Genomic DNA, 17,972 nt, shown 5'->3' on the forward strand with positions numbered 1-17,972 from the left:
GCCCTGCCGGGCGGCTTTTCTGTAGGAACGCGGCCGTATACTGCAAAGTGGGCCGGCGCGCAACACCCGGCTCTGCGGCGCGGCGTCGCCGCCGGTGTTTGTTCAGGGCAAGCGGAACAGCACCGGCAGCCAACCCGAAACCTGTGCGGCGTCGATCATCTCGAAGAAGGGCAGGGCGACCAGGAAGACGAGCCCGTCGAGCAGGGTGGTGAGCAGAAGCCTCGGCTTGAAAGAGCCGGTATTGCCTTCCTGATAGAGGGACAGATCGGGGAAGAAGCGCGGAACGCGCTTCAGGTAGGCCTCGTAGGGCGCTCCCATCGCCTTTTTCAGGAAACGCTCCTCACGCAGGATGACGATATGAAAGGCCGCGGCGCAGATCAGGCCGAAGCCGATCATCGCCGTGAACGATCCGATCTGTGCGCCAACGCCGGCCGCCGCCACGCTGGAAAACAGGTAGAGCGGATTGCGGGTGATCGAATAGGGGCCGTCGGCGACCACTTCCTCCGACTTGCGGCCGCCGATGTAGAGCGTCGACCACAGGCGCCCGGCGATGCCGAGAAAGATCAGCAGCACGCCGAACATCTCGATGGCCTCGTGTATGGTCGTCTCGGGCGGGAACAGCGACTGGCCGAACAGGAGTATGGCGAACAGGCTCACCAGCAGCGCCGCCAGCATCAGCCGGCGCAGGGATTGATATCGGCTGAGTGCGCCGCGCTCCCGCCCGTTGACCATCTTGTTGTCCAAAGAAGTGTCGGTAGTCATGAAACGGCTGCCCCCAAAGATACGCCCTGCTGCATGAAACGGGCGCCCCGCCCAAGAGCGCCCGGTCCGTCGGTCGTCGCTCAGCCGCGCGGTGCCAGCACCATCATCATCTGGCGGCCTTCGAGCTTCGGCTCGGCCTCCACCTTGGCGATCGTGGCGACTTCCTCGCGCACCTTGTTCAGGAGCTGCATGCCGAGCTCCATATGCGCCATCTCGCGTCCGCGGAAACGCAGGGTGAGCTTGACCTTGTCGCCTTCCTCGAAGAAGCGGCGCACCGCTTTCATCTTCACGTCATAGTCGTGCGTGTCGATGTTCGGGCGCATCTTGATCTCCTTGATCTCGATGACCTTCTGATTCTTGCGCGCCTCGGCCGCCTTCTTCTGGTTGGCGTATTTCAGCTTGCCGAGGTCGAGAATCTTGACGACCGGCGGCTGTGCGTTGGGGGAAATCTCGACGAGGTCGAGGCCTGCCTCTTCGGCGGCCAGCAACGCATCGTTGATGGAAACATCGCCGCGGTTGTTGCCGTCGGCATCGATAAGCTGGACCCGTGGAACCCGGATATCCATGTTCGAGCGCGGGCCGTCCTTGGTGGGCGCCGCTGCTTTGAAAGGTCTGCGAATGGTCGTGATCTCCTCGATCCGTTTCGGTTCATGGTTTGCAAGACGCGCCAATGTGGGAAGCGCAAGCGCGGTGTCAATAGCACAGGCCGCACAATAAATCACCCGTTTCGGTGCCGCATCTGCGCCAAAGAAGAAGCCGGTGCAGCGCTTCCCGCCTGCCGCCTGCTGTGCCACAAGGCGGGTCCTTGCAGGAACACCCGCGCAGGAATACTCGCCATGACGCCGACCGCCGCCCCCGAATTCCTCGATGTCGACGAAACTCCCATCGCCTTTCGCCACCAGCCGGGTGCAGCGCCCGGCGTGGTGTGGCTCGGCGGCTACAAGTCGGACATGCTGGGCACGAAGGCGGAAACGCTGGCCGCGTGGGCGAAGCGGCAGGGTCGCGCCTTCCTGCGCCATGACTATTCCGGCCATGGCGAATCCGGCGGCGCCTTCGCCGACGGCACGATCAGCCGATGGCTCGCACAGAGCCTCGCCGTGTTCGACCGGTTCACCGAGGGCCGACAGATTCTCGTCGGTTCTTCCATGGGCGCCTGGATCGCGCTGCGCATGGCGCAGGAATTGCGCAAGGCGGGTGCGGATCGCGTTGCCGGGCTGGTGCTGCTGGCGCCGGCGCCGGACTTCACCGCCGAGCTGGTCGAGCCGCAACTGACCGACGGGCAGAAGAAGGCGCTGGCCGAGAACGGCTATTTCGAGGAGCCGTCGGAGTATTCGGACGAACCCTACATTTATACGCGCGCGCTGATCGAGGACGGCAGAGCGAACCTCGTCATGACCGGGCCGATCGACACGCATTGCCCGGTGCACATCCTGCAAGGGTTGGCCGACCACGATGTGCCACCTGCCCATGCGCTGAAACTCGCCAGCCTGCTGCCGGCCGACGACGTGACGCTGTCGCTGATCCCCGAAGGCGACCACCGCCTGTCGCGCCCGCAGGACCTCGACATGCTGGTCGGCGCTGTCGAGGCGATGGTGGAAAGAGCGGCCTGACATGCGCGTCTCCATTCCAACATCCGCCTTCGTCGCGGCGATCGTCGGTTTCGGCGGCACGCTGGCCATCATCATCGCCGCCGCCGCCGCTGTAGGCGCCACCCAGGTCGAGACGGCAAGCTGGGTCACCGCCATCTGCCTCGCCATGGCGGTGGAAACAGGCTGGCTGTCCTGGCGCACGAAGATGCCAGTCATCACCGCCTGGTCGACGCCGGGCGCGGCACTGATCGCCGCTTCCTCCGGCTTCACCATGCCCGAGGCCGTCGGCGCCTTCATCGTCACCGGCGTGCTGCTTGTCGCCACCGGGCTGTTCCGGCCGCTGACGCGGCTGATCGCGAAGATACCCGGTTCGGTCGCCTCAGGCATGCTGGCCGGCATCGTCGTCACCTTCGCCATGAATGCGGCCAAGACCGTGCCCGTCGACCCGTGGCTGATCCTGCCGCTGGTCGCCGCCTTCTTCCTCGTCAGGCTGTGGAACCCGTCGCTGTCGGTGCTGGTGGTGCTGGTCGGCGGCGTGCTGGCCGTCCTTCTCACCGGCCGCGTCGGCGGCCTGCCGGCGCCCGAGCTTTCGACGCTGACATGGATCTGGCCGCAGTTCACGGTGTCGGCGATCGTTGGCCTGGCACTGCCGCTCTATCTCGTCACCATGGCCTCGCAGAACCTGTCCGGCCTGGCGGTGCTGCGCGCCGACGGGTACGAGCCGCCGCCCGGTCCGCTGATCGGCGTCACCGGGCTGGTGTCGGTGCTGACCGCGCCCTTCGGCGCCTCGACCACCAACCTGGCGGCGATCTCGGCCGCCATCTGCACCGGGCCGGACGTCCACCCCGATCCGACCGAGCGTTGGAAGACCGGGCCGTTCTATGCGCTCGCCTATCTCGTCTTCGCCGCCTTCGGCGCCTCGCTGGTGGCGATCTTCGCGGTCCTGCCGCAAAGCCTGATCGTCTTGGTGGCGGGACTGGCGCTGCTCGGCTCGCTCGCCAACGCGCTTGCCATCGCGCTGCGCGACGAGGCCGGCCGCATGGCGGCGACCGTGACGTTTGCCGTCACGGCTTCGGGCCTCGCGCTGTTCGGCATCGGCTCGGCCTTCTGGGGTCTTGTCGCCGGCCTTGCCGTCGTCGGCCTCGACCGCCTCAAAAAGAAGTAACCGCCACAAAGGCTTGTCCGGTTTTGACCGGCCGCGTCTTGAATCGCCGTTTTTCCTTTCCCATTTCGAAATGAAGCAGCCCGGTTGGCTGCCTCGAACGGAAGGAACGGGAGAAAATGAACGCATCTGCTTTGATCCGCCCGGCATGGACGCCGGCGACCATTGCGCTGATGGTGATCGGTTTCGTCGTGTTCTGGCCGCTGGGCCTGGCCATGCTCGCCTACATCATCTGGGGCGACCGGCTTGACGGCTTCAAGCGCGACGTCAACCGCGCCACCGACGGCGTTTTCGCCGGTTGCCGACGCGGTGCCGACCGCGCGCAGCGCTGGGGCCACGGTGCCCGCACCGGCAACGTCGCCTTCGACGATTGGCGCGACAAGGAACTGGAGCGCCTGGCCGAGGAACGTCGCAAGCTGGACGAAATGCTGAGCGAATTCGACGAGTACGCCCGCGAACTGCGCCGTGCCAAGGACCAGGAAGAGTTCGACCGCTTCATGGCCAACCGCAACCGGCACACCGCGCCGACGACCACGGCCAAGCCTGCCTCGGACAAGCCCTCGAAGGGCAAGGACAAGGGAGCCGGTCAGGGCACCAACCTGCTCGACGACTGAGCGGTCCTACAGGAAATGCGAACGAACGGCGCCGCTACAACGGCGCCGTTTCTTTTTTGTTCTGTCCCGAACCTCGAATCACTTATCGTCGCGCCATGTCCCTCGGCTTCTTCCGTTCCCTGACGAAACCGTCACCGCGCCCCGTCGAGGAACGGGAGCATCAGGTCGCCGGCCGCACGTTGCCGCTGCGCATCGTTGAGAACGAGCGGGCGCGACGCCTGACGCTGCGCATCGACGCCGGCGGGCAGGGCCTGCGCATCACCGTGCCGCCGGGGCTCAGGCACGGCGAGGTGGAAAAATTCCTCGACCGGCATCGCGGCTGGCTGGAACAGCGATTGGCCAAGGTGCCAGACCGGCCGCAGGTGCGCCCCGGCATCCGCATTCCCGTGCGTGGCGTGCCGCATATGATCGTGCACGAACCCGGAAAGCGCGGCACGGTCGAGGTTTCGAGGGATGAGACGGGGCCGGTGCTGATCGTCCACGGCGACCGGCTGCACTTGCCGCGCCGCATCGCAGATTTCCTTAAGCGCGAGGCCAAGCGCGAGATCGAGACGCTGGTGGACAAACACACCGAGGCCGTCGGCCGCAAGGCCAAGGCGATCCGCTTCAAGGATACGTCGAGCCGATGGGGCTCATGCACCTCGGACGGCAGCCTGTCGTTCTCGTGGCGCATCATGATGGCGCCGCCGCCGGTGATAAACTACCTCGTCGCGCACGAGGTAGCGCATCTGAAGGAAATGAACCACGGGCCGAAATTCTGGAAGCTGTGCGGGGAACTCTGCCCGGAAACGGATCGCTGCAAGGCGTGGCTGAAAAGAAACGGCGGCGCTTTGCAGGCGATCGCGTTCGAGTGAGGGGGTAGGAAATAGATGGTGCGTCCTTCGAGGCTCGCTCCGCTCGCACCTCAGGATGAGGGAGGTTGTGAACAAACGCTGGTCACAGAGTTCACATCAGACGGTCCTCATCCTGAGGTGCGAGCGGAGCGAGCCTCGAAGGACGCACGGTTGGCTCAATCGTCATTCGCCGCGTTCAGCTCTTCCGGCCTCAGTCCCTCGTCCTCATGGCGCGGCCATGGCAGGAAGCTCGGATCGAAGCGGTCATTCTCGAAATAGGCGAGCGCGCGCTGCGCTTCCGCGCCGTCGTAGGAGGCCTGTTCCACGAGGTGCGCGATCACGGCGTGCGCCTGCGCAAGCTTCGCTTTCAGGTCTGCGGCTCTCTCGTTCGCCATGATGCGCTCCGTTGCTCGTTACGGTGAACCTAGCGCGTTGGCACCGTCCTGCAACCGACGCTTTTTCTCGACTCTGGCCATTATTCATGCCAATCCGCCGTCATGACGACCGACCGCAAACCGCTCGACATCAAGATATGCGGCCTGAAGACCGACGTGGCGCTGGAGGCCGCGCTTGCCGGCGGCGCCAGCCATGTCGGTTTCATCTTCTTTCCCAAGAGCCCCCGCAACATCGAGCCGGATGCTGCCGGACGTCTGCGGCAGGCCGCGCGTGGCAAGGCCTCGGCCGTCGCCGTGACCGTCGATGCCGACGACGCCTTGCTCGACCGCATCGTTGCCGTCATGGCGCCCGACATGCTGCAGCTTCACGGCAGCGAGACGCCGGTGCGCGCGGCTGAAATCAGGGCGCGCTACGGCCTCCCGGTCGTCAAGGCGGTCTCCGTGCGCACGGCGTCAAACCTCGCGGCCATCGAGCCTTATCGCGGTATCGTTGACCGCTTCCTGTTCGATGCCAAGCCGCCGAAAGGCTCGGAGCTTCCCGGCGGCAACGGCGTGTCGTTCGACTGGTCGCTGCTTGCCCGTATCCCTGCCGGTACGGATTATTTCCTTTCCGGCGGCCTCAATGCCGGCAACATCGGCGAGGCGCTGCGTGTTGCCGCTCCGCCGGCCATCGATATATCCTCGGGCGTGGAAAGTGCGCCCGGCGTCAAGGACCCGGCGCTGATCGAGGCGTTTTTCCGCGCCGTGAAGGACTCCGCCAAGCATCGCGCCGCTTGACAGGCACCCTCAAAGCATGGCCGGAGAGAAGGCGAGGCGACCTGCCCGGAAAGGCGGGGCGCAGGCCAATGACAGGAGATCGGCGATGAACAAGCCGGCTTTGCCCAATTCCTTCCGCACCGGCCCCAACGAGCAGGGCATGTTCGGCATCTTCGGCGGCCGCTTCGTGGCCGAGACGCTGATGCCGCTCATCCTCGATCTGGAAAAGGAATGGGAAGCGGCCAAGAACGATCCGGCCTTCAAGGCGGAACTGACCGCGCTTTCCACCTTCTACGCCGGCCGGCCGTCGAAACTCTATTTCGCCGAGGGGCTGACCAAGCATCTTGGCGGTGCCAAGGTCTATTTCAAGCGCGAGGACCTGAACCACACCGGTTCGCACAAGATCAACAACTGCCTCGGCCAGATCCTGCTCGCCAAGCGCATGGGCAAGAAGCGCATCATCGCCGAGACCGGCGCCGGCCAGCACGGCGTCGCTTCCGCCACCGTCTCGGCACGCTTCGGCTATCCCTGCGTGGTCTATATGGGCGCCACCGACGTGGAGCGGCAGAAGCCGAACGTCTTCCGCATGAAGCTGCTCGGCGCCGAGGTCCGCCCCGTCAGCGCCGGCCATGGCACGCTGAAGGACGCCATGAACGAGGCTCTTCGCGACTGGGTCACCAATGTCGAGGACACCTACTACCTGATCGGCACCGCCGCCGGTCCGCATCCCTATCCGGAGATGGTGCGCGACTTCCAGTCGGTGATCGGCGCCGAAGCGCGCGCGCAGATTCTTGAGCAGGAAGGCCGACTGCCCGACGTCATCATCGCCGCCGTCGGCGGCGGCTCCAACGCCATCGGCCTGTTCCACCCCTTCCTCGATGATAAAGACGTAAAGATCGTCGGCGTCGAGGCCGGCGGGCGCGGACTGGACGGCATAGAGCACTGCGCCTCGATGAATGCCGGCCGACCGGGCGTGCTGCACGGCAACCGCACCTACCTCCTGCAGAACGGCGACGGCCAGATCCTCGACGGTCATTCGATCTCGGCCGGGCTGGATTATCCCGGCGTCGGTCCAGAACATAGCTGGCTGCGCGACTCCGGCCGGGTCGACTATGTGCCGATCCTAGACGACGAGGCGCTGGAAGCTTTCCAGCTCTGCACCAAGGTGGAAGGCATCATCCCGGCGCTGGAATCGGCGCACGCCATCGCCCAGGCGATGAAGATCGCGCCGTCGATGGGCAAGGACGAGATCGTCATCGTCAACCTCTCCGGCCGCGGCGACAAGGACGTGCACACCGTTGCCGGCATGATGGGCATGGAGATTTGATCGTGACGGATACCCGCATCGACCGCCGCATGGCGAAACTGAAGGCCGAGGGTCGGCCGGCGCTCGTCACCTATTTCATGGGCGGCGACCCCGACTACGCCACCTCGCTGTCGATCATGAAGGCGCTGCCGAAGGCGGGCGCCGACATTATCGAACTCGGCATGCCCTTCTCCGATCCGATGGCCGACGGCCCGGCGATCCAGGCCGCCGGCCTGCGCGCGCTGAAGGGTGGCCAGACGCTGGTCAAGACGCTGGCCATGGCAGCCGACTTCCGCAAGGGCGACGACGACACGCCGATCGTTTTGATGGGCTATTACAACCCGATCTACAATCACGGCGTCGAACGTTTCCTCGCCGACGCCAAGGCCGCCGGCGTCGACGGGTTGATCGTCGTCGACCTGCCGCCGGAGATGGACGAGGAACTCTGCATTCCCGCACTCAAGGCCGGCATCAACTTCATCCGTCTCGCCACGCCGACGACGGACGACAAGCGCCTGCCCAAGGTCCTGCAGAACACCTCCGGCTTCGTCTATTACGTCTCGATGACCGGCATCACCGGCTCGGCGCTGGCCGACACCGCCAAGGTGGGTGAGGCGGTCAGGCGCATCAAGGCGCATACGATGCTGCCGGTCTGCGTCGGCTTCGGCGTCAAGACGGCCGAGCAGGCGCGGCTCATCGGCGCTTCGGCCGACGGCGTCGTCGTCGGCACGGCGATCGTCAACGCGGTCGCCAGCGTGCTGGGACCGAAGGGCGAAAAGGTCGCCGACCCGGCCGAGGCCGTCGCCACGCTGGTCGGCGGACTGGCGCAGGGCGTGCGGCAGGCCCGCCTTGCTGCCGCCGAATAGTTTTCCTACCTCCCTGCGAAAGACAGGAGTTCAGCCATGAACTGGATCACCAATTTCGTCCGCCCGCGCATCAATTCCATGCTCGGCCGGCGCGACGTGCCGGAGAACCTGTGGGTGAAGGACCCCGAATCCGGCGAGATGGTCTTTCACAAGGACCTGGAGGAGAACCAGTTCGTCATCCCGTCCTCGGGCCATCACATGAAGATTTCGGCGAAGGAGCGGCTGAAATTCTTCTTCGACGACGGCAAGTACGAGGTCATCGAGAACCCCAAGGTGGCGCAGGACCCGCTGAAGTTCCGCGACGAGAAGCGCTACACCGACCGCCTCAAGGAGGCCAAGGCCAAGACCAGTCTCGAGGACGCCATCCTCAACGCCACCGGCGCGATCGACGGCCTGCCGGTCGTCGTCACCGTGCAGGACTTCGCTTTCATGGGCGGCTCGCTCGGCATGGCGGCCGGCGAGGCGATCGTCCATGCCTTCGAGACGGCGGTGAAGCGCAAGCGGCCGCTGATCCTGTTCGCCGCCTCCGGCGGCGCGCGCATGCAGGAAGGCATCCTGTCCCTCATGCAGCTGCCGCGCACAACGGTCGCCGTCGACCGGCTGAAGGAGGCCGGCCTGCCCTACATCGTCGTGCTCACCAACCCGACCACCGGCGGCGTCACCGCTTCCTATGCCATGCTGGGCGACGTCCACATCGCCGAGCCGGGCGCGCTGATCGGCTTTGCCGGCCCGCGCGTCATCGAGCAGACCATTCGCGAGAAGCTGCCGGACGGCTTCCAGCGCGCCGAGTACCTGATGGAGCACGGCATGGTCGACATGGTCGTCTCGCGGCTGGAGATGAAGAAGACGGTCGCCAACCTGCTCAAGCTCCTGATGAAGGTGCCGGTCGAGGAAAAGCCGGCGGAACCCGAAATCCTGCCGCCTGCGGTGACCAGGCCGGAAGCGCCGCGTCCTCCGGCCTGATTGGGACACGGCCTGCCGCAACGGCGACGTCGCGCCGTCCCGGTCACGCTTAAAGCGTGTCACGATCTTCCGGATTCGCTCCGCAAGCCCTAGATTTGATTTACGCCCGTCTTCGCCCCGAAACCGGTTCTCGCTTTCGGAAGGCAGGTGTTTAGGAAACATTCCATGACCACCCTTTCCGCCGACCGCGAAATCGAGCGCCTGATGGCGCTGCACCCGAAGGGGTTCGACCTGTCGCTGGAGCGGGTTTCGCGCCTGCTCGACAGGCTCGGCAATCCGCAGGACAGGATGCCCCCGGTCATCCACATCGCCGGCACCAACGGCAAGGGTTCCTGCGCCGCCTTCTCGCGCGCGCTGCTGGAGGCGGCTGGTTACAGAGTCCATGTCCACACCTCGCCGCATCTCGTCCATTGGCACGAGCGCTATCGGCTGGCCGCGCCCGGCGGCGGCCGGCTGGTCGAGGACCATATCTTCGCCGAGGCCATCCACCGCGTCGCCGAGGCCAATGCCGGCCAGATGATCACCGTCTTCGAGATCCTGACCGCCGTCGGCTTCGTCCTGTTCTCCGAGCATCCGGCGGATGCCGTGATCATGGAGGTGGGCCTGGGCGGCCGTTTCGATGCCACCAACGTCATCAGGCGGCCGGCCGTCTCCGTCGTCATGCCAATCTCGCTCGACCACGAAGCCTATCTCGGCGACCGCGTCGAACTGATCGCGGCGGAGAAGGCCGGCATTCTCAAGCGCGGCTGTCCGGCCGTCATCGGCCAGCAGGAGTTCGACGCCGCCCGCGACGTGCTCGTCGAAACCGCCGAGCGGCTTGGCTGCCCGCTGTCCGTCTACGGCCAGGATTTCCTCGCCCATGGCGAGAACGGCCGCATGGTCTACCAGGACGAGGACGGGCTGATGGATCTGTCGCCGCCGCGCCTGCCCGGCCGGCACCAGTTCGCCAATGCGGCGGCGGCCATCGCGGCCGTCAAGGCGGCCGGCTTCGACATTGGCCAAGGCACCGCCGACCGGGCGATGACGACGGTCGCCTGGCCGGGCCGCATGCAGCGGCTCACGCAAGGACGGCTCGTCGATCTCGCGCCCGCGGGTGCCGATATCTGGCTCGACGGCGGCCACAATCCGGGTGCCGGCATGGTGGTGGCCGAGGCGCTGGCCGAGCAGGAGGAAAAGAACCCACGGCCGCTCTACATGATCGCCGGCATGATCAACACCAAGGATCAGGCCGGCTATTTCGCCGCGTTCAAGGGGCTGGTTCGGCACGTCTACACCGTACCCGTGTCGATGAGCGAATCCAGTGTGCCGAACGACGAACTGGCGGTGCGTGCCGCCGAGGCCGGGCTGTCGGCCGAGCCGGTCAGCTCGGTGGCGGCCGCGCTCATGCTGCTCACCGATACGCTGGGCGAGGACGAGGTGCCGCCGCGCATCCTGATCGGCGGTTCGCTCTATCTCGCCGGCGCGGTATTGGCCGAGAACGGTACGCCGCCGGTCTAAGATCGGAAATCGTTTCTCAGACGCCGAGCAGGCGAAGCGCCGCCGGCAGGGCCAGCGAGACGCCGGACAGGAACAGCAGCACGAAGACGACGACCTTCAACGCTGCCGCCGACAGCGGCGGCGGCCAGCGGCGCGCGGCATAGGTCATGCCCATGACGACCGGCACGGCCGCCACGCCGGCCAGCGTCGAGGGCGGCGGGATGTTGCCGCTCAGCGCCACCAGCGACAGGCGCACCACTTGCGCCGCCCCGAAGGCGGCGACGAGCGTCTCGCGGATCTTGGCGGTCGGCATCGGCTGACGATAGAAGTGGTAGACGAGCGGCGGCCCGCCGGTCGAGAACAGTCCACCCATGACGCCCGATATGATGCCGAAGCCGACGAAGCTGGCGTCCGACGATTGCCGTGGCAGCGCCTTGCGCTGCACCGCCAGTTGCAGGCTGGAGGCCATGATGATGATGCCGAGCACGACTTTGAGCGCGTCGGCGCGGGTATCGGCCAGCCACTCCAGCAGGAAATAGCCGATGACCAGCGTCGGCAGGCTGGCGGACAGGACAAGGCGCAGCAGGTGCCGGGCGACGTGGTGCCGGCCGCCGTGGAGCATCATCTGCGTGGCGTTGACCAATGTCAGCAGGCCCACCATGGCGGCGGCATCGGGAAGCGGCAGCAGGCCGACCAGCGCGATCAGCCCCATCATGACGAGGCCGAAGGCGAAGCCGGTGATGGTCTGAACATAGGCGGCGACACCGGCAATGAACAGAAAGGCAGCCAGGGCGCCGAGGCTCATCGCGCCTCACCGCCGTGGCAAACGCCGGAATGCGGCATGGGGCAGGCTCTACTTCAGTTCGATCTCGATGAAGGCGTATTCGCCGTCGGTGGCGTTGATGACGTCGTGCTCGACGCCTTCGTTGCGGAAATACGGCACGCCGCCCTTCATGTCGAAGACGTTCTCGCCGTCTTTGCCGACGATTTTCAGCTTGCCGTCCATCAGCGGCACCACGACATAGTCGTGGCCGTGGCGATGCCAGCCGGTGCTGGCGCCGGGCGCGAAGCGCCACTCGGTGACGACGACACGGTCGTTGTCGACGAAGACTGTCGCTTTGGCTTCTGTCGTCATGGCGGCGCTCCTTTGGGATGAACAAAGACGACTGCTCGAGCCGTCGTCAGGACCACGGGCCAGGTTTCGATCCCGCCAGCAGGCATTCGCCAAACAAAAGGCCCGGTCGAAACCGGGCCGCAGGTGCGCATGCGCAGCGTCTATTCGGCTGCTTCCTGCGAGCGCGGAGCGGCGCCAAGCACATTGGCGTCGACATGGCTTTCGAACTTGCCGAAATTGTCGATGAACATGCCGACCAGTTTCCTGGCCTGACGGTCATAGGCGGCCTTGTCGGCCCAGGTCGCCCTTGGGTCTAGAAGTTTGGGGTCGAGAATGGCGGCTTCGACGCCGGGAACGGCAACCGGCACCTCGAAGCCGAAATTCGCGTCGGTGCGGAACTCGGCCTGGTTGAGCGAGCCGTCGAGGGCTGCCGAAAGCAGGGCGCGCGTCGCCTTGATCGGCATGCGGCGGCCGGTTCCGTAGGCGCCGCCGGTCCAGCCGGTGTTGACCAGCCAGCAGGAAACGCCGTGACGGGCGATCAGGTCGCGCAGCAGGTTGCCGTATTCGGATGGATGCCGCGGCATGAAGGGGGCGCCGAAGCAGGTGGAGAAGGTCGCCTCCGGCTCGGTGACGCCCTTTTCGGTGCCGGCCACCTTGGCGGTGTAGCCGGAGAGGAAGTGATACATGGCCTGCGCCGGCGTCAGCCTGGCGATCGGCGGCATGACGCCGAAGGCATCCGCGGTCAGCATGATGACCGCCTTCGGATGACCGGTACGGCCGGTGGCGCTCGCATTGGCGATGAAGTTGAGCGGATAGGCGCAGCGCGTATTCTCGGTCTTCGAGCCGTCGTTGAAATCCGGCACGCCGTCCTCGTCGAGTACGACGTTCTCCAAGACCGTGCCGAAGCGGCGCGTGGTGGAGAAGATTTCCGGCTCCGCCTCGGCCGAAAGCCGGATGGTCTTGGCATAGCAGCCGCCTTCGAAATTGAAGATGCCGTGCGGCCCCCAGCCGTGCTCGTCGTCGCCGATCAGCGTCCGCGACGGGTCGGCCGACAGCGTCGTCTTGCCGGTGCCCGACAGGCCGAAGAATACAGCCGAGTCGCCGTCCGGCCCTTCGTTGGCCGAGCAGTGCATCGGCATGACGCCCCGTTCGGGCAATTGATAGTTGAGCGCAGTGAAGACCGACTTCTTCATCTCGCCGGCATAGGAGGTGCCGCCGATCAGCACGATCATGCGGGTGAGGTCGAGGGCGATCACCGTTTCCGAGCGCGTGCCGTGGCGGGCCGGATCGGCCCTGAAGGACGGCAGGTCGATGATCGTCATCTTCGGTACGAAGGACCGCAGCGCGGCCTTGTCCGGCCGGATCAGCAAGTTGCGGATGAACAGCGAGTGCCAGGCCAGTTCGTTGACGACGCGCACCGGCAGGGCAAGCTCCGCATCGGCGCCGCCGACGAGATCCTGTACGTAAAGGTCCTTGTCCGCCGCATGGGCGAGGAAATCGGCCAGCAAAAGGTCGAATTGCTTCGGCGCCATCGCCTTGTTGGCGTCCCACCACACATGCGGCTCGGTCCTGGCGTCGCGCACGACGAACTTGTCCTTCGCCGAACGGCCGGTGTGCTGACCGGTCTCGGCCATCAGCGCGCCATGTGCCGTCAGCTTCGCCTCGCCGCGGCGGATGGCGTCCTCATAGAGTGCCGCCGGCCCGAAATTGTAGTGCACAGTGCCTGTCGTTTTCAGGCCGATCGCGTCGAGCCCGCAGTCCGGATTGCGTTTGCCGAGTTCCGACATGGACTATCCTTGTTGTTCTAGCCGCATTGAACCGGCAGCAGCCGGACGGTCGGCTACACGCCGCCATTATCTGCTCAAAATCAGAAAAGATGAGTGATATCAAATCATTAATCGATTTAAAAAATTTGAAAGTTGTTTAAATCGTTTAGATGTGCAAAAATTTTTCGAGGTTACCCAAAGGATCGGCACGCATACGGCGTCCAATCCATGTGCGGGGTCGAGTGTGGACTCGTGCCAGGCGCCGCTATAGGAGGGCGGACGGCATGCCACATTTTGTACCCAATTTGTCCTGCAATAGCCCCTTCTCGAAGCACGAAGGGGATACCCGCTATGAGGGAGCCGCTGGAAATGGCAACAATCGCGCTTGTCGATGACGACCGCAACATCCTGACGTCGGTTTCGATCGCCCTGGAGTCGGAAGGCTACCGGGTGGAAACCTACACCGACGGCGCCTCGGCGCTGGAGGGGCTGGGGGCACGGCCGCCGAACCTCGCCATCCTCGACATCAAGATGCCGCGCATGGACGGCATGGAACTTCTGCGCCGGCTGCGCCAGAAGACCGACCTGCCGGTCATCTTCCTGACCTCGAAGGACGACGAGATCGATGAGCTGTTCGGCCTCAAGATGGGCGCCGACGACTTCATCAAGAAGCCGTTCTCGCAGCGCCTCCTGGTCGAGCGCGTGCGCGCCGTGCTGCGCCGGGCCTCGGCCCGCGACGCGGCTGCCAAGCAGCCCAGCCAGGCCAGCCGCTCGCTGGAACGCGGCCAACTCGTCATGGACCAGGAGCGCCACACCTGCACCTGGAAGGGCGAGCCGGTGACGCTGACGGTGACCGAGTTCCTGATCCTGCATTCGCTGGCGCAGCGCCCCGGCGTGGTGAAAAGCCGTGATGCGCTGATGGATTCGGCCTATGATGAGCAGGTCTATGTCGACGACCGCACCATCGATAGCCACATCAAGCGGCTGCGCAAGAAGTTCAAGGCCGTCGACGACGACTTCGAGATGATCGAGACGCTTTACGGGGTCGGCTACCGGTTCCGCGAAGCGTAAAGCAATTCCAGGAAAAATGAGAACCGGTTTTCCGTTCGGAGTTGCGGGAAGACACAGGACCAACCGGCGGACCGTTTTCGATGGCAGTAGACGTTGAACGCAGCAGACCGGCGGCCGCCAAGCGGGCGTCACGGTCGCCTGCGCTCCTGTCCAAGATAACGGTACCGCTGCGCCGCTTCCTCGGCCATCACATCTTCTCCAGCCTCACCCGGCGCATCCTCTTCCTCAACCTCGCCGGGCTGGCGGTGCTGGTCATCGGCATCCTCTATCTCAACACCTTCCGCGACGGACTGATCGACGCCCGCGTCGAAAGCCTGATGACGCAAGGCGAGATCATCGCCGGCGCCATCGCCGCCTCGGCGACGGTGGAAACGGATTCCATTTCGATCGATCCGGAGAAACTGCTCGAACTGCAGGCCGGCGAAAGCACCGGCCCCTCGAGCGATCAGCTCGACAATCTCGATTTCCCGATCAACCCCGAGCGTGTCGCGCCCGTGCTCAGGCGGCTGATCTCGCCGACGCGGACGCGCGCGCGCATCTACGACCGCGACACCAACCTGTTGCTCGATTCGCGCCATCTCTATTCGCGCGGCCAGATCCTGCGCTACGATGTGCCGCCGATCGAGGAGGAGGAGCCGGGACTGGTCGAGCGCGTCGAGAAGTTCATCTTCAGCTTCTTCCGCAATTCCGACCTGCCGATCTACAGGGAGCAGCCGGGCGGCAACGGCGCCGCCTATCCCGAGGTCATCAAGGCGCTGACCGGCAGCCCTTCGACCATCGTGCGCATCTCCGAAAAGGGCGAGCAGATCGTCTCGGTGGCGGTGCCGATCCAGCGTTTCCGCGCGGTTCTCGGCGTACTCCTGCTTTCCACCGAGGGCGGCGACATCGACAAGATCGTCGCCGCCGAGCGCAAGGCGATCCTGCGCGTCTTCGGCATCGCAGCCCTCGTCACCGCCATCCTGTCGCTGCTTCTGGCCTCCACCATCGCCACGCCGCTGAGGCGGCTTTCGGCGGCGGCGGTGCGCGTGCGTCGTGGCGTGAAGAACCGCGAGGAGATCCCCGACTTCTCCGACCGCCAGGACGAGATCGGCAACCTGTCGCTGGCCGTGCGCGACATGACCAATGCGCTCTATGCTCGCATCGAGGCGATCGAAAGTTTCGCAGCAGATGTCAGCCATGAACTGAAGAACCCGCTGACCTCGCTGCGCAGCGCCGTCGAGACGCTGCCGCTGGCCAAGAACGAGACGTCGCGCAGCCGCCTGATGGAGGTCATCCAGCACGATGTCAGGCGGCTCGACCGCCTCATCACCGACATTTCCGATGCCTCGCGTCTCGACGCCGAACTGGCGCGGGAAGATGCCGGCAAGGTGGACCTGAAAAAGTTCATCACCGACCTCGTCTCCGTCTCCAGCGAGGTCTCGCACCACAAGAAGGCAGTCCAACTGGAATTCAAGGTGGCCAAGCTGCCGCAGGGCGTGAAGGGTTACCAGGTGGTCGGCCACGACCTCAGGCTCGGCCAAGTCATCACCAACCTGATCGAAAATGCGCGCTCCTTCGTGCCGGACGAACATGGCCACATCACCATCTCGCTCGAGCGCTCGGGCAAGTTCAACATCGTCACCGTCGACGATAACGGGCCAGGTATCCGCGCCGAGAAGATCGACCGTATCTTCGAGCGCTTCTACACCGACCGCCCGGCCAGCGAGGCGTTCGGCCAAAACTCCGGTCTCGGCCTGTCCATCAGCCGCCAGATCGTCGAAGCGCATGGCGGCACGCTGACGGCGGAGAACATTCCCGGCACCAAGCCGGGTGAGATCAAGGGCGCGCGCTTCGTCGTCGCCCTGCCGGCGGACGGCTAAGATTTGCATGGTCCCGGGCAGGTTCTGAGCCGATGAGCGGTTTGCCCAATATCCATGGCACCGCCCTCGTGCTGGGCGATCGCGGCATCCTCGTCATCGGGCCGTCGGGCGCCGGCAAGACGACGCTGGCGCTCGCCCTGGTCGGGCATTTTTGCGCGCATGGGCGTTTCGCCAGGCTGGCCGGCGACGATCAGGTCCTCGTCGAGGCACGCGGCGGTCGTCTGCTCGCCCGGGCACCCGCCGCCATTGCCGGCCTCGTCGAAGTGCCGGGCATAGGGCCGCGGCCGGTTCCGACCGAACAGGCTGTGGTGATCGATCTCGTCCTGCGCCTCGTCGCCGAAGATGCTACAGCACGCCTGCAGGACAACGCGACCGAGACGATTGCCGGCTGCGTCCTGCCCCGTTTCGATCTCGCCCGGCGCAACGTTCCGGCCGCCTTGCCGCTGGTCGCGGCGCTGCTCGGGCTTCCACCTTTCGCCTAAGGAACAGGCAGTTCCATGCTGCAATGCGTCAAAATGGCCGGAAATGGCGCTTTTTGGGGCTTGCCAACGCCTCCCGCGTCGACAAGATAGCGCTCCCGCCGCCAGCATGGACGGCAAGCATAAGATGCGCCCGTGAAGGGCCCATGACGGGAGCCGCCGAAGAATGATCGGACTCGTGCTTGTGACGCACGGTCATCTGGCCACCGAGTTCCGCCACGCGGTGGAACACGTGGTCGGCCCGCAGGAAAATTTCGAGACGGTCGCGATCGGCGCCGACGACGATATGGAACAGCGGCGCCGCGACATCGTCGAGGCCGTCGCCCGCGTCGATACCGGTGCCGGCGTCATCGTGCTCACCGACATGTTCGGCGGCACGCCCTCCAACCTCGCCATCTCGGTGATGGAAGCGGGGCGGACCGAAGTCATCGCCGGCATGAACCTGCCCATGCTGATCAAGCTCTCCAGCGTGCGCAAGACCGACAACATGGCCGTCGCACTGGAAGAGGCGCAGGCCGCCGGCCGCAAATACATCAACGTCGCCAGCCAACTGCTTGCCAGCAAATGAGCGAAACCTCCGACGCACCCGTCATCCGCGAATTCCTCATCGTCAACCAGCGCGGCCTGCATGCCCGCGCCTCGGCCAAGTTTGTGCAGGTCGCCGGCAGCTTCGAGGCGACCATCGAGGTGGAGAAGGACGGGGCGAGAGTCGGCGGCACCTCGATCATGGGGCTGATGATGCTGGCCGCCAGTCCCGGCTGTTCGATCCGCATCGTCGCCAGCGGCCCGCAGGCGGAGGAAGCCGTCACGGCGCTCGGCGAACTCATCGCCCAGCGTTTCGGCGAGGAGATCTGATCGCATCGATATGCAGGCATAAAGATTTCTTTATGTGCCATTGTCGATAGCGGTCGTTTCTGCTAGTCAGGCTGCCGATCGCGCCCGCTTCGCCGGCGCTTGAACA

At 65.3% G+C, this 17,972-nt stretch carries 20 protein-coding genes; 14 read left to right on the top strand and 6 right to left on the bottom strand.

From position 1 onward, the window contains the following. Positions 1 to 102: 102 nt before the first annotated feature. Positions 103 to 762, bottom strand: coding sequence for a methyltransferase family protein (locus E6C48_RS03720; protein ID WP_407940942.1), 660 nt, complete (start codon positions 760 to 762; stop codon positions 103 to 105). Between the two features lie 80 nt (positions 763 to 842). After that, positions 843 to 1,382: a translation initiation factor IF-3 gene (gene infC, locus E6C48_RS03725; protein ID WP_136354977.1), complete on the bottom strand. Its 540-nt coding sequence runs from the start codon at positions 1,380 to 1,382 to the stop codon at positions 843 to 845. A gap of 216 nt (positions 1,383 to 1,598) precedes the next feature. Between infC and E6C48_RS03730 the strand changes: the two genes are divergently transcribed. The 4 genes from E6C48_RS03730 (at position 1,599) to E6C48_RS03745 (ending at position 4,981) form a co-directional block, all read left to right on the top strand. After that, positions 1,599 to 2,372 carry an alpha/beta hydrolase gene (locus tag E6C48_RS03730; RefSeq protein WP_136354174.1) on the top strand — a complete coding sequence of 258 codons (774 nt, stop codon included), beginning with the start codon at positions 1,599 to 1,601 and terminating at the stop codon, positions 2,370 to 2,372. A 1-nt stretch (position 2,373) separates the two neighbouring features. Then, positions 2,374 to 3,516 carry a benzoate/H(+) symporter BenE family transporter gene (locus tag E6C48_RS03735; protein ID WP_136354176.1) on the top strand — a complete coding sequence of 381 codons (1,143 nt, stop codon included), beginning with the start codon at positions 2,374 to 2,376 and terminating at the stop codon, positions 3,514 to 3,516. Between the two features lie 116 nt (positions 3,517 to 3,632). Beyond that, positions 3,633 to 4,127, top strand: coding sequence for a DUF2852 domain-containing protein (locus E6C48_RS03740; RefSeq protein WP_136354178.1), 495 nt, complete (start codon positions 3,633 to 3,635; stop codon positions 4,125 to 4,127). A 95-nt stretch (positions 4,128 to 4,222) separates the two neighbouring features. Next, entirely contained in the window at positions 4,223 to 4,981 is a 759-nt protein-coding gene (locus E6C48_RS03745) for a M48 family metallopeptidase (RefSeq protein WP_136354180.1), read from the top strand. Between the two features lie 155 nt (positions 4,982 to 5,136). Here the strand turns inward: E6C48_RS03745 and E6C48_RS03750 are convergent, their stop codons facing one another. Next, complete coding sequence (locus tag E6C48_RS03750; RefSeq protein ID WP_136354182.1) at positions 5,137 to 5,355, bottom strand: hypothetical protein; 219 nt, start codon at positions 5,353 to 5,355, stop codon at positions 5,137 to 5,139. A 102-nt stretch (positions 5,356 to 5,457) separates the two neighbouring features. On the opposite strand from E6C48_RS03750, the gene E6C48_RS03755 reads away from it, so the two are divergent. The 5 genes from E6C48_RS03755 to E6C48_RS03775 all read left to right on the top strand — a co-directional run bounded on the left by E6C48_RS03755 (position 5,458) and on the right by E6C48_RS03775 (position 10,743). Further along, positions 5,458 to 6,132 carry a phosphoribosylanthranilate isomerase gene (locus tag E6C48_RS03755; RefSeq protein WP_136354184.1) on the top strand — a complete coding sequence of 225 codons (675 nt, stop codon included), beginning with the start codon at positions 5,458 to 5,460 and terminating at the stop codon, positions 6,130 to 6,132. A gap of 85 nt (positions 6,133 to 6,217) precedes the next feature. Beyond that, positions 6,218 to 7,438 carry a tryptophan synthase subunit beta gene (gene trpB, locus E6C48_RS03760; protein WP_136354186.1) on the top strand — a complete coding sequence of 407 codons (1,221 nt, stop codon included), beginning with the start codon at positions 6,218 to 6,220 and terminating at the stop codon, positions 7,436 to 7,438. 29 nt (positions 7,439 to 7,467) lie between these two features. Continuing rightward, entirely contained in the window at positions 7,468 to 8,283 is an 816-nt protein-coding gene (gene trpA, locus E6C48_RS03765) for a tryptophan synthase subunit alpha (RefSeq protein WP_230978672.1), read from the top strand. 36 nt (positions 8,284 to 8,319) lie between these two features. After that, positions 8,320 to 9,246 carry an acetyl-CoA carboxylase, carboxyltransferase subunit beta gene (gene accD / locus E6C48_RS03770; protein ID WP_136354190.1) on the top strand — a complete coding sequence of 309 codons (927 nt, stop codon included), beginning with the start codon at positions 8,320 to 8,322 and terminating at the stop codon, positions 9,244 to 9,246. A gap of 165 nt (positions 9,247 to 9,411) precedes the next feature. After that, positions 9,412 to 10,743: a bifunctional folylpolyglutamate synthase/dihydrofolate synthase gene (locus E6C48_RS03775; protein ID WP_136354192.1), complete on the top strand. Its 1,332-nt coding sequence runs from the start codon at positions 9,412 to 9,414 to the stop codon at positions 10,741 to 10,743. Positions 10,744 to 10,759: 16 nt separating this feature from the next. On the opposite strand, the gene E6C48_RS03780 is transcribed toward E6C48_RS03775, so the two are convergent. The 3 genes from E6C48_RS03780 to E6C48_RS03790 all read right to left on the bottom strand — a co-directional run bounded on the left by E6C48_RS03780 (position 10,760) and on the right by E6C48_RS03790 (position 13,623). Beyond that, positions 10,760 to 11,527, bottom strand: coding sequence for a sulfite exporter TauE/SafE family protein (locus tag E6C48_RS03780; protein WP_136354194.1), 768 nt, complete (start codon positions 11,525 to 11,527; stop codon positions 10,760 to 10,762). A 48-nt stretch (positions 11,528 to 11,575) separates the two neighbouring features. Further along, positions 11,576 to 11,857, bottom strand: coding sequence for a cupin domain-containing protein (locus E6C48_RS03785; protein ID WP_136354196.1), 282 nt, complete (start codon positions 11,855 to 11,857; stop codon positions 11,576 to 11,578). A gap of 140 nt (positions 11,858 to 11,997) precedes the next feature. Continuing rightward, complete coding sequence (locus E6C48_RS03790) at positions 11,998 to 13,623, bottom strand: phosphoenolpyruvate carboxykinase (protein WP_136354198.1); 1,626 nt, start codon at positions 13,621 to 13,623, stop codon at positions 11,998 to 12,000. A gap of 348 nt (positions 13,624 to 13,971) precedes the next feature. On the opposite strand from E6C48_RS03790, the gene E6C48_RS03795 reads away from it, so the two are divergent. The 5 genes from E6C48_RS03795 to E6C48_RS03815 all read left to right on the top strand — a co-directional run bounded on the left by E6C48_RS03795 (position 13,972) and on the right by E6C48_RS03815 (position 17,866). After that, on the top strand, positions 13,972 to 14,673 hold the full coding sequence (locus E6C48_RS03795; protein WP_136354200.1) for a response regulator transcription factor: 702 nt from the start codon (positions 13,972 to 13,974) through the stop codon (positions 14,671 to 14,673). An 80-nt stretch (positions 14,674 to 14,753) separates the two neighbouring features. Further along, entirely contained in the window at positions 14,754 to 16,532 is a 1,779-nt protein-coding gene (locus tag E6C48_RS03800; RefSeq protein ID WP_136354202.1) for a sensor histidine kinase, read from the top strand. A 32-nt stretch (positions 16,533 to 16,564) separates the two neighbouring features. Further along, complete coding sequence (locus tag E6C48_RS03805) at positions 16,565 to 17,014, top strand: HPr kinase/phosphorylase (protein ID WP_136354204.1); 450 nt, start codon at positions 16,565 to 16,567, stop codon at positions 17,012 to 17,014. A gap of 163 nt (positions 17,015 to 17,177) precedes the next feature. Next, positions 17,178 to 17,579, top strand: a complete 402-nt coding sequence (locus E6C48_RS03810; protein ID WP_136354206.1) for a PTS sugar transporter subunit IIA — start codon at positions 17,178 to 17,180, stop codon at positions 17,577 to 17,579. Further along, positions 17,576 to 17,866 carry an HPr family phosphocarrier protein gene (locus E6C48_RS03815; RefSeq protein ID WP_136354208.1) on the top strand — a complete coding sequence of 97 codons (291 nt, stop codon included), beginning with the start codon at positions 17,576 to 17,578 and terminating at the stop codon, positions 17,864 to 17,866. The genes E6C48_RS03810 and E6C48_RS03815 overlap by 4 nt, the downstream gene beginning before the upstream one ends. Positions 17,867 to 17,972 lie beyond the last annotated feature (106 nt).

This window comes from Ollibium composti (genome assembly GCF_004801285.1).
In the GTDB taxonomy this organism is placed as follows: domain Bacteria; phylum Pseudomonadota; class Alphaproteobacteria; order Rhizobiales; family Rhizobiaceae; genus Mesorhizobium; species Mesorhizobium composti.

What these genes read in the sequence shown, in the direction of transcription:
- E6C48_RS03720 (WP_407940942.1), bottom strand. Translation starts at nt 762, where the DNA reads ATGACTACCGACACTTCTTTGGACAACAAGATGGTCAACGGGCGGGAG.
- E6C48_RS03730 (WP_136354174.1), top strand. Translation starts at nt 1,599, where the DNA reads ATGACGCCGACCGCCGCCCCCGAATTCCTCGATGTCGACGAAACTCCC.
- E6C48_RS03735 (WP_136354176.1), top strand. Translation starts at nt 2,374, where the DNA reads ATGCGCGTCTCCATTCCAACATCCGCCTTCGTCGCGGCGATCGTCGGT.
- E6C48_RS03740 (WP_136354178.1), top strand. Translation starts at nt 3,633, where the DNA reads ATGAACGCATCTGCTTTGATCCGCCCGGCATGGACGCCGGCGACCATT.
- E6C48_RS03745 (WP_136354180.1), top strand. Translation starts at nt 4,223, where the DNA reads ATGTCCCTCGGCTTCTTCCGTTCCCTGACGAAACCGTCACCGCGCCCC.
- E6C48_RS03750 (WP_136354182.1), bottom strand. Translation starts at nt 5,355, where the DNA reads ATGGCGAACGAGAGAGCCGCAGACCTGAAAGCGAAGCTTGCGCAGGCG.
- E6C48_RS03755 (WP_136354184.1), top strand. Translation starts at nt 5,458, where the DNA reads ATGACGACCGACCGCAAACCGCTCGACATCAAGATATGCGGCCTGAAG.
- trpB (WP_136354186.1), top strand. Translation starts at nt 6,218, where the DNA reads ATGAACAAGCCGGCTTTGCCCAATTCCTTCCGCACCGGCCCCAACGAG.
- trpA (WP_230978672.1), top strand. Translation starts at nt 7,468, where the DNA reads ATGGCGAAACTGAAGGCCGAGGGTCGGCCGGCGCTCGTCACCTATTTC.
- accD (WP_136354190.1), top strand. Translation starts at nt 8,320, where the DNA reads ATGAACTGGATCACCAATTTCGTCCGCCCGCGCATCAATTCCATGCTC.
- E6C48_RS03775 (WP_136354192.1), top strand. Translation starts at nt 9,412, where the DNA reads ATGACCACCCTTTCCGCCGACCGCGAAATCGAGCGCCTGATGGCGCTG.
- E6C48_RS03780 (WP_136354194.1), bottom strand. Translation starts at nt 11,527, where the DNA reads ATGAGCCTCGGCGCCCTGGCTGCCTTTCTGTTCATTGCCGGTGTCGCC.
- E6C48_RS03785 (WP_136354196.1), bottom strand. Translation starts at nt 11,857, where the DNA reads ATGACGACAGAAGCCAAAGCGACAGTCTTCGTCGACAACGACCGTGTC.
- E6C48_RS03790 (WP_136354198.1), bottom strand. Translation starts at nt 13,623, where the DNA reads ATGTCGGAACTCGGCAAACGCAATCCGGACTGCGGGCTCGACGCGATC.
- E6C48_RS03795 (WP_136354200.1), top strand. Translation starts at nt 13,972, where the DNA reads ATGGCAACAATCGCGCTTGTCGATGACGACCGCAACATCCTGACGTCG.
- E6C48_RS03800 (WP_136354202.1), top strand. Translation starts at nt 14,754, where the DNA reads ATGGCAGTAGACGTTGAACGCAGCAGACCGGCGGCCGCCAAGCGGGCG.
- E6C48_RS03805 (WP_136354204.1), top strand. Translation starts at nt 16,565, where the DNA reads ATGAGCGGTTTGCCCAATATCCATGGCACCGCCCTCGTGCTGGGCGAT.
- E6C48_RS03810 (WP_136354206.1), top strand. Translation starts at nt 17,178, where the DNA reads ATGATCGGACTCGTGCTTGTGACGCACGGTCATCTGGCCACCGAGTTC.
- E6C48_RS03815 (WP_136354208.1), top strand. Translation starts at nt 17,576, where the DNA reads ATGAGCGAAACCTCCGACGCACCCGTCATCCGCGAATTCCTCATCGTC.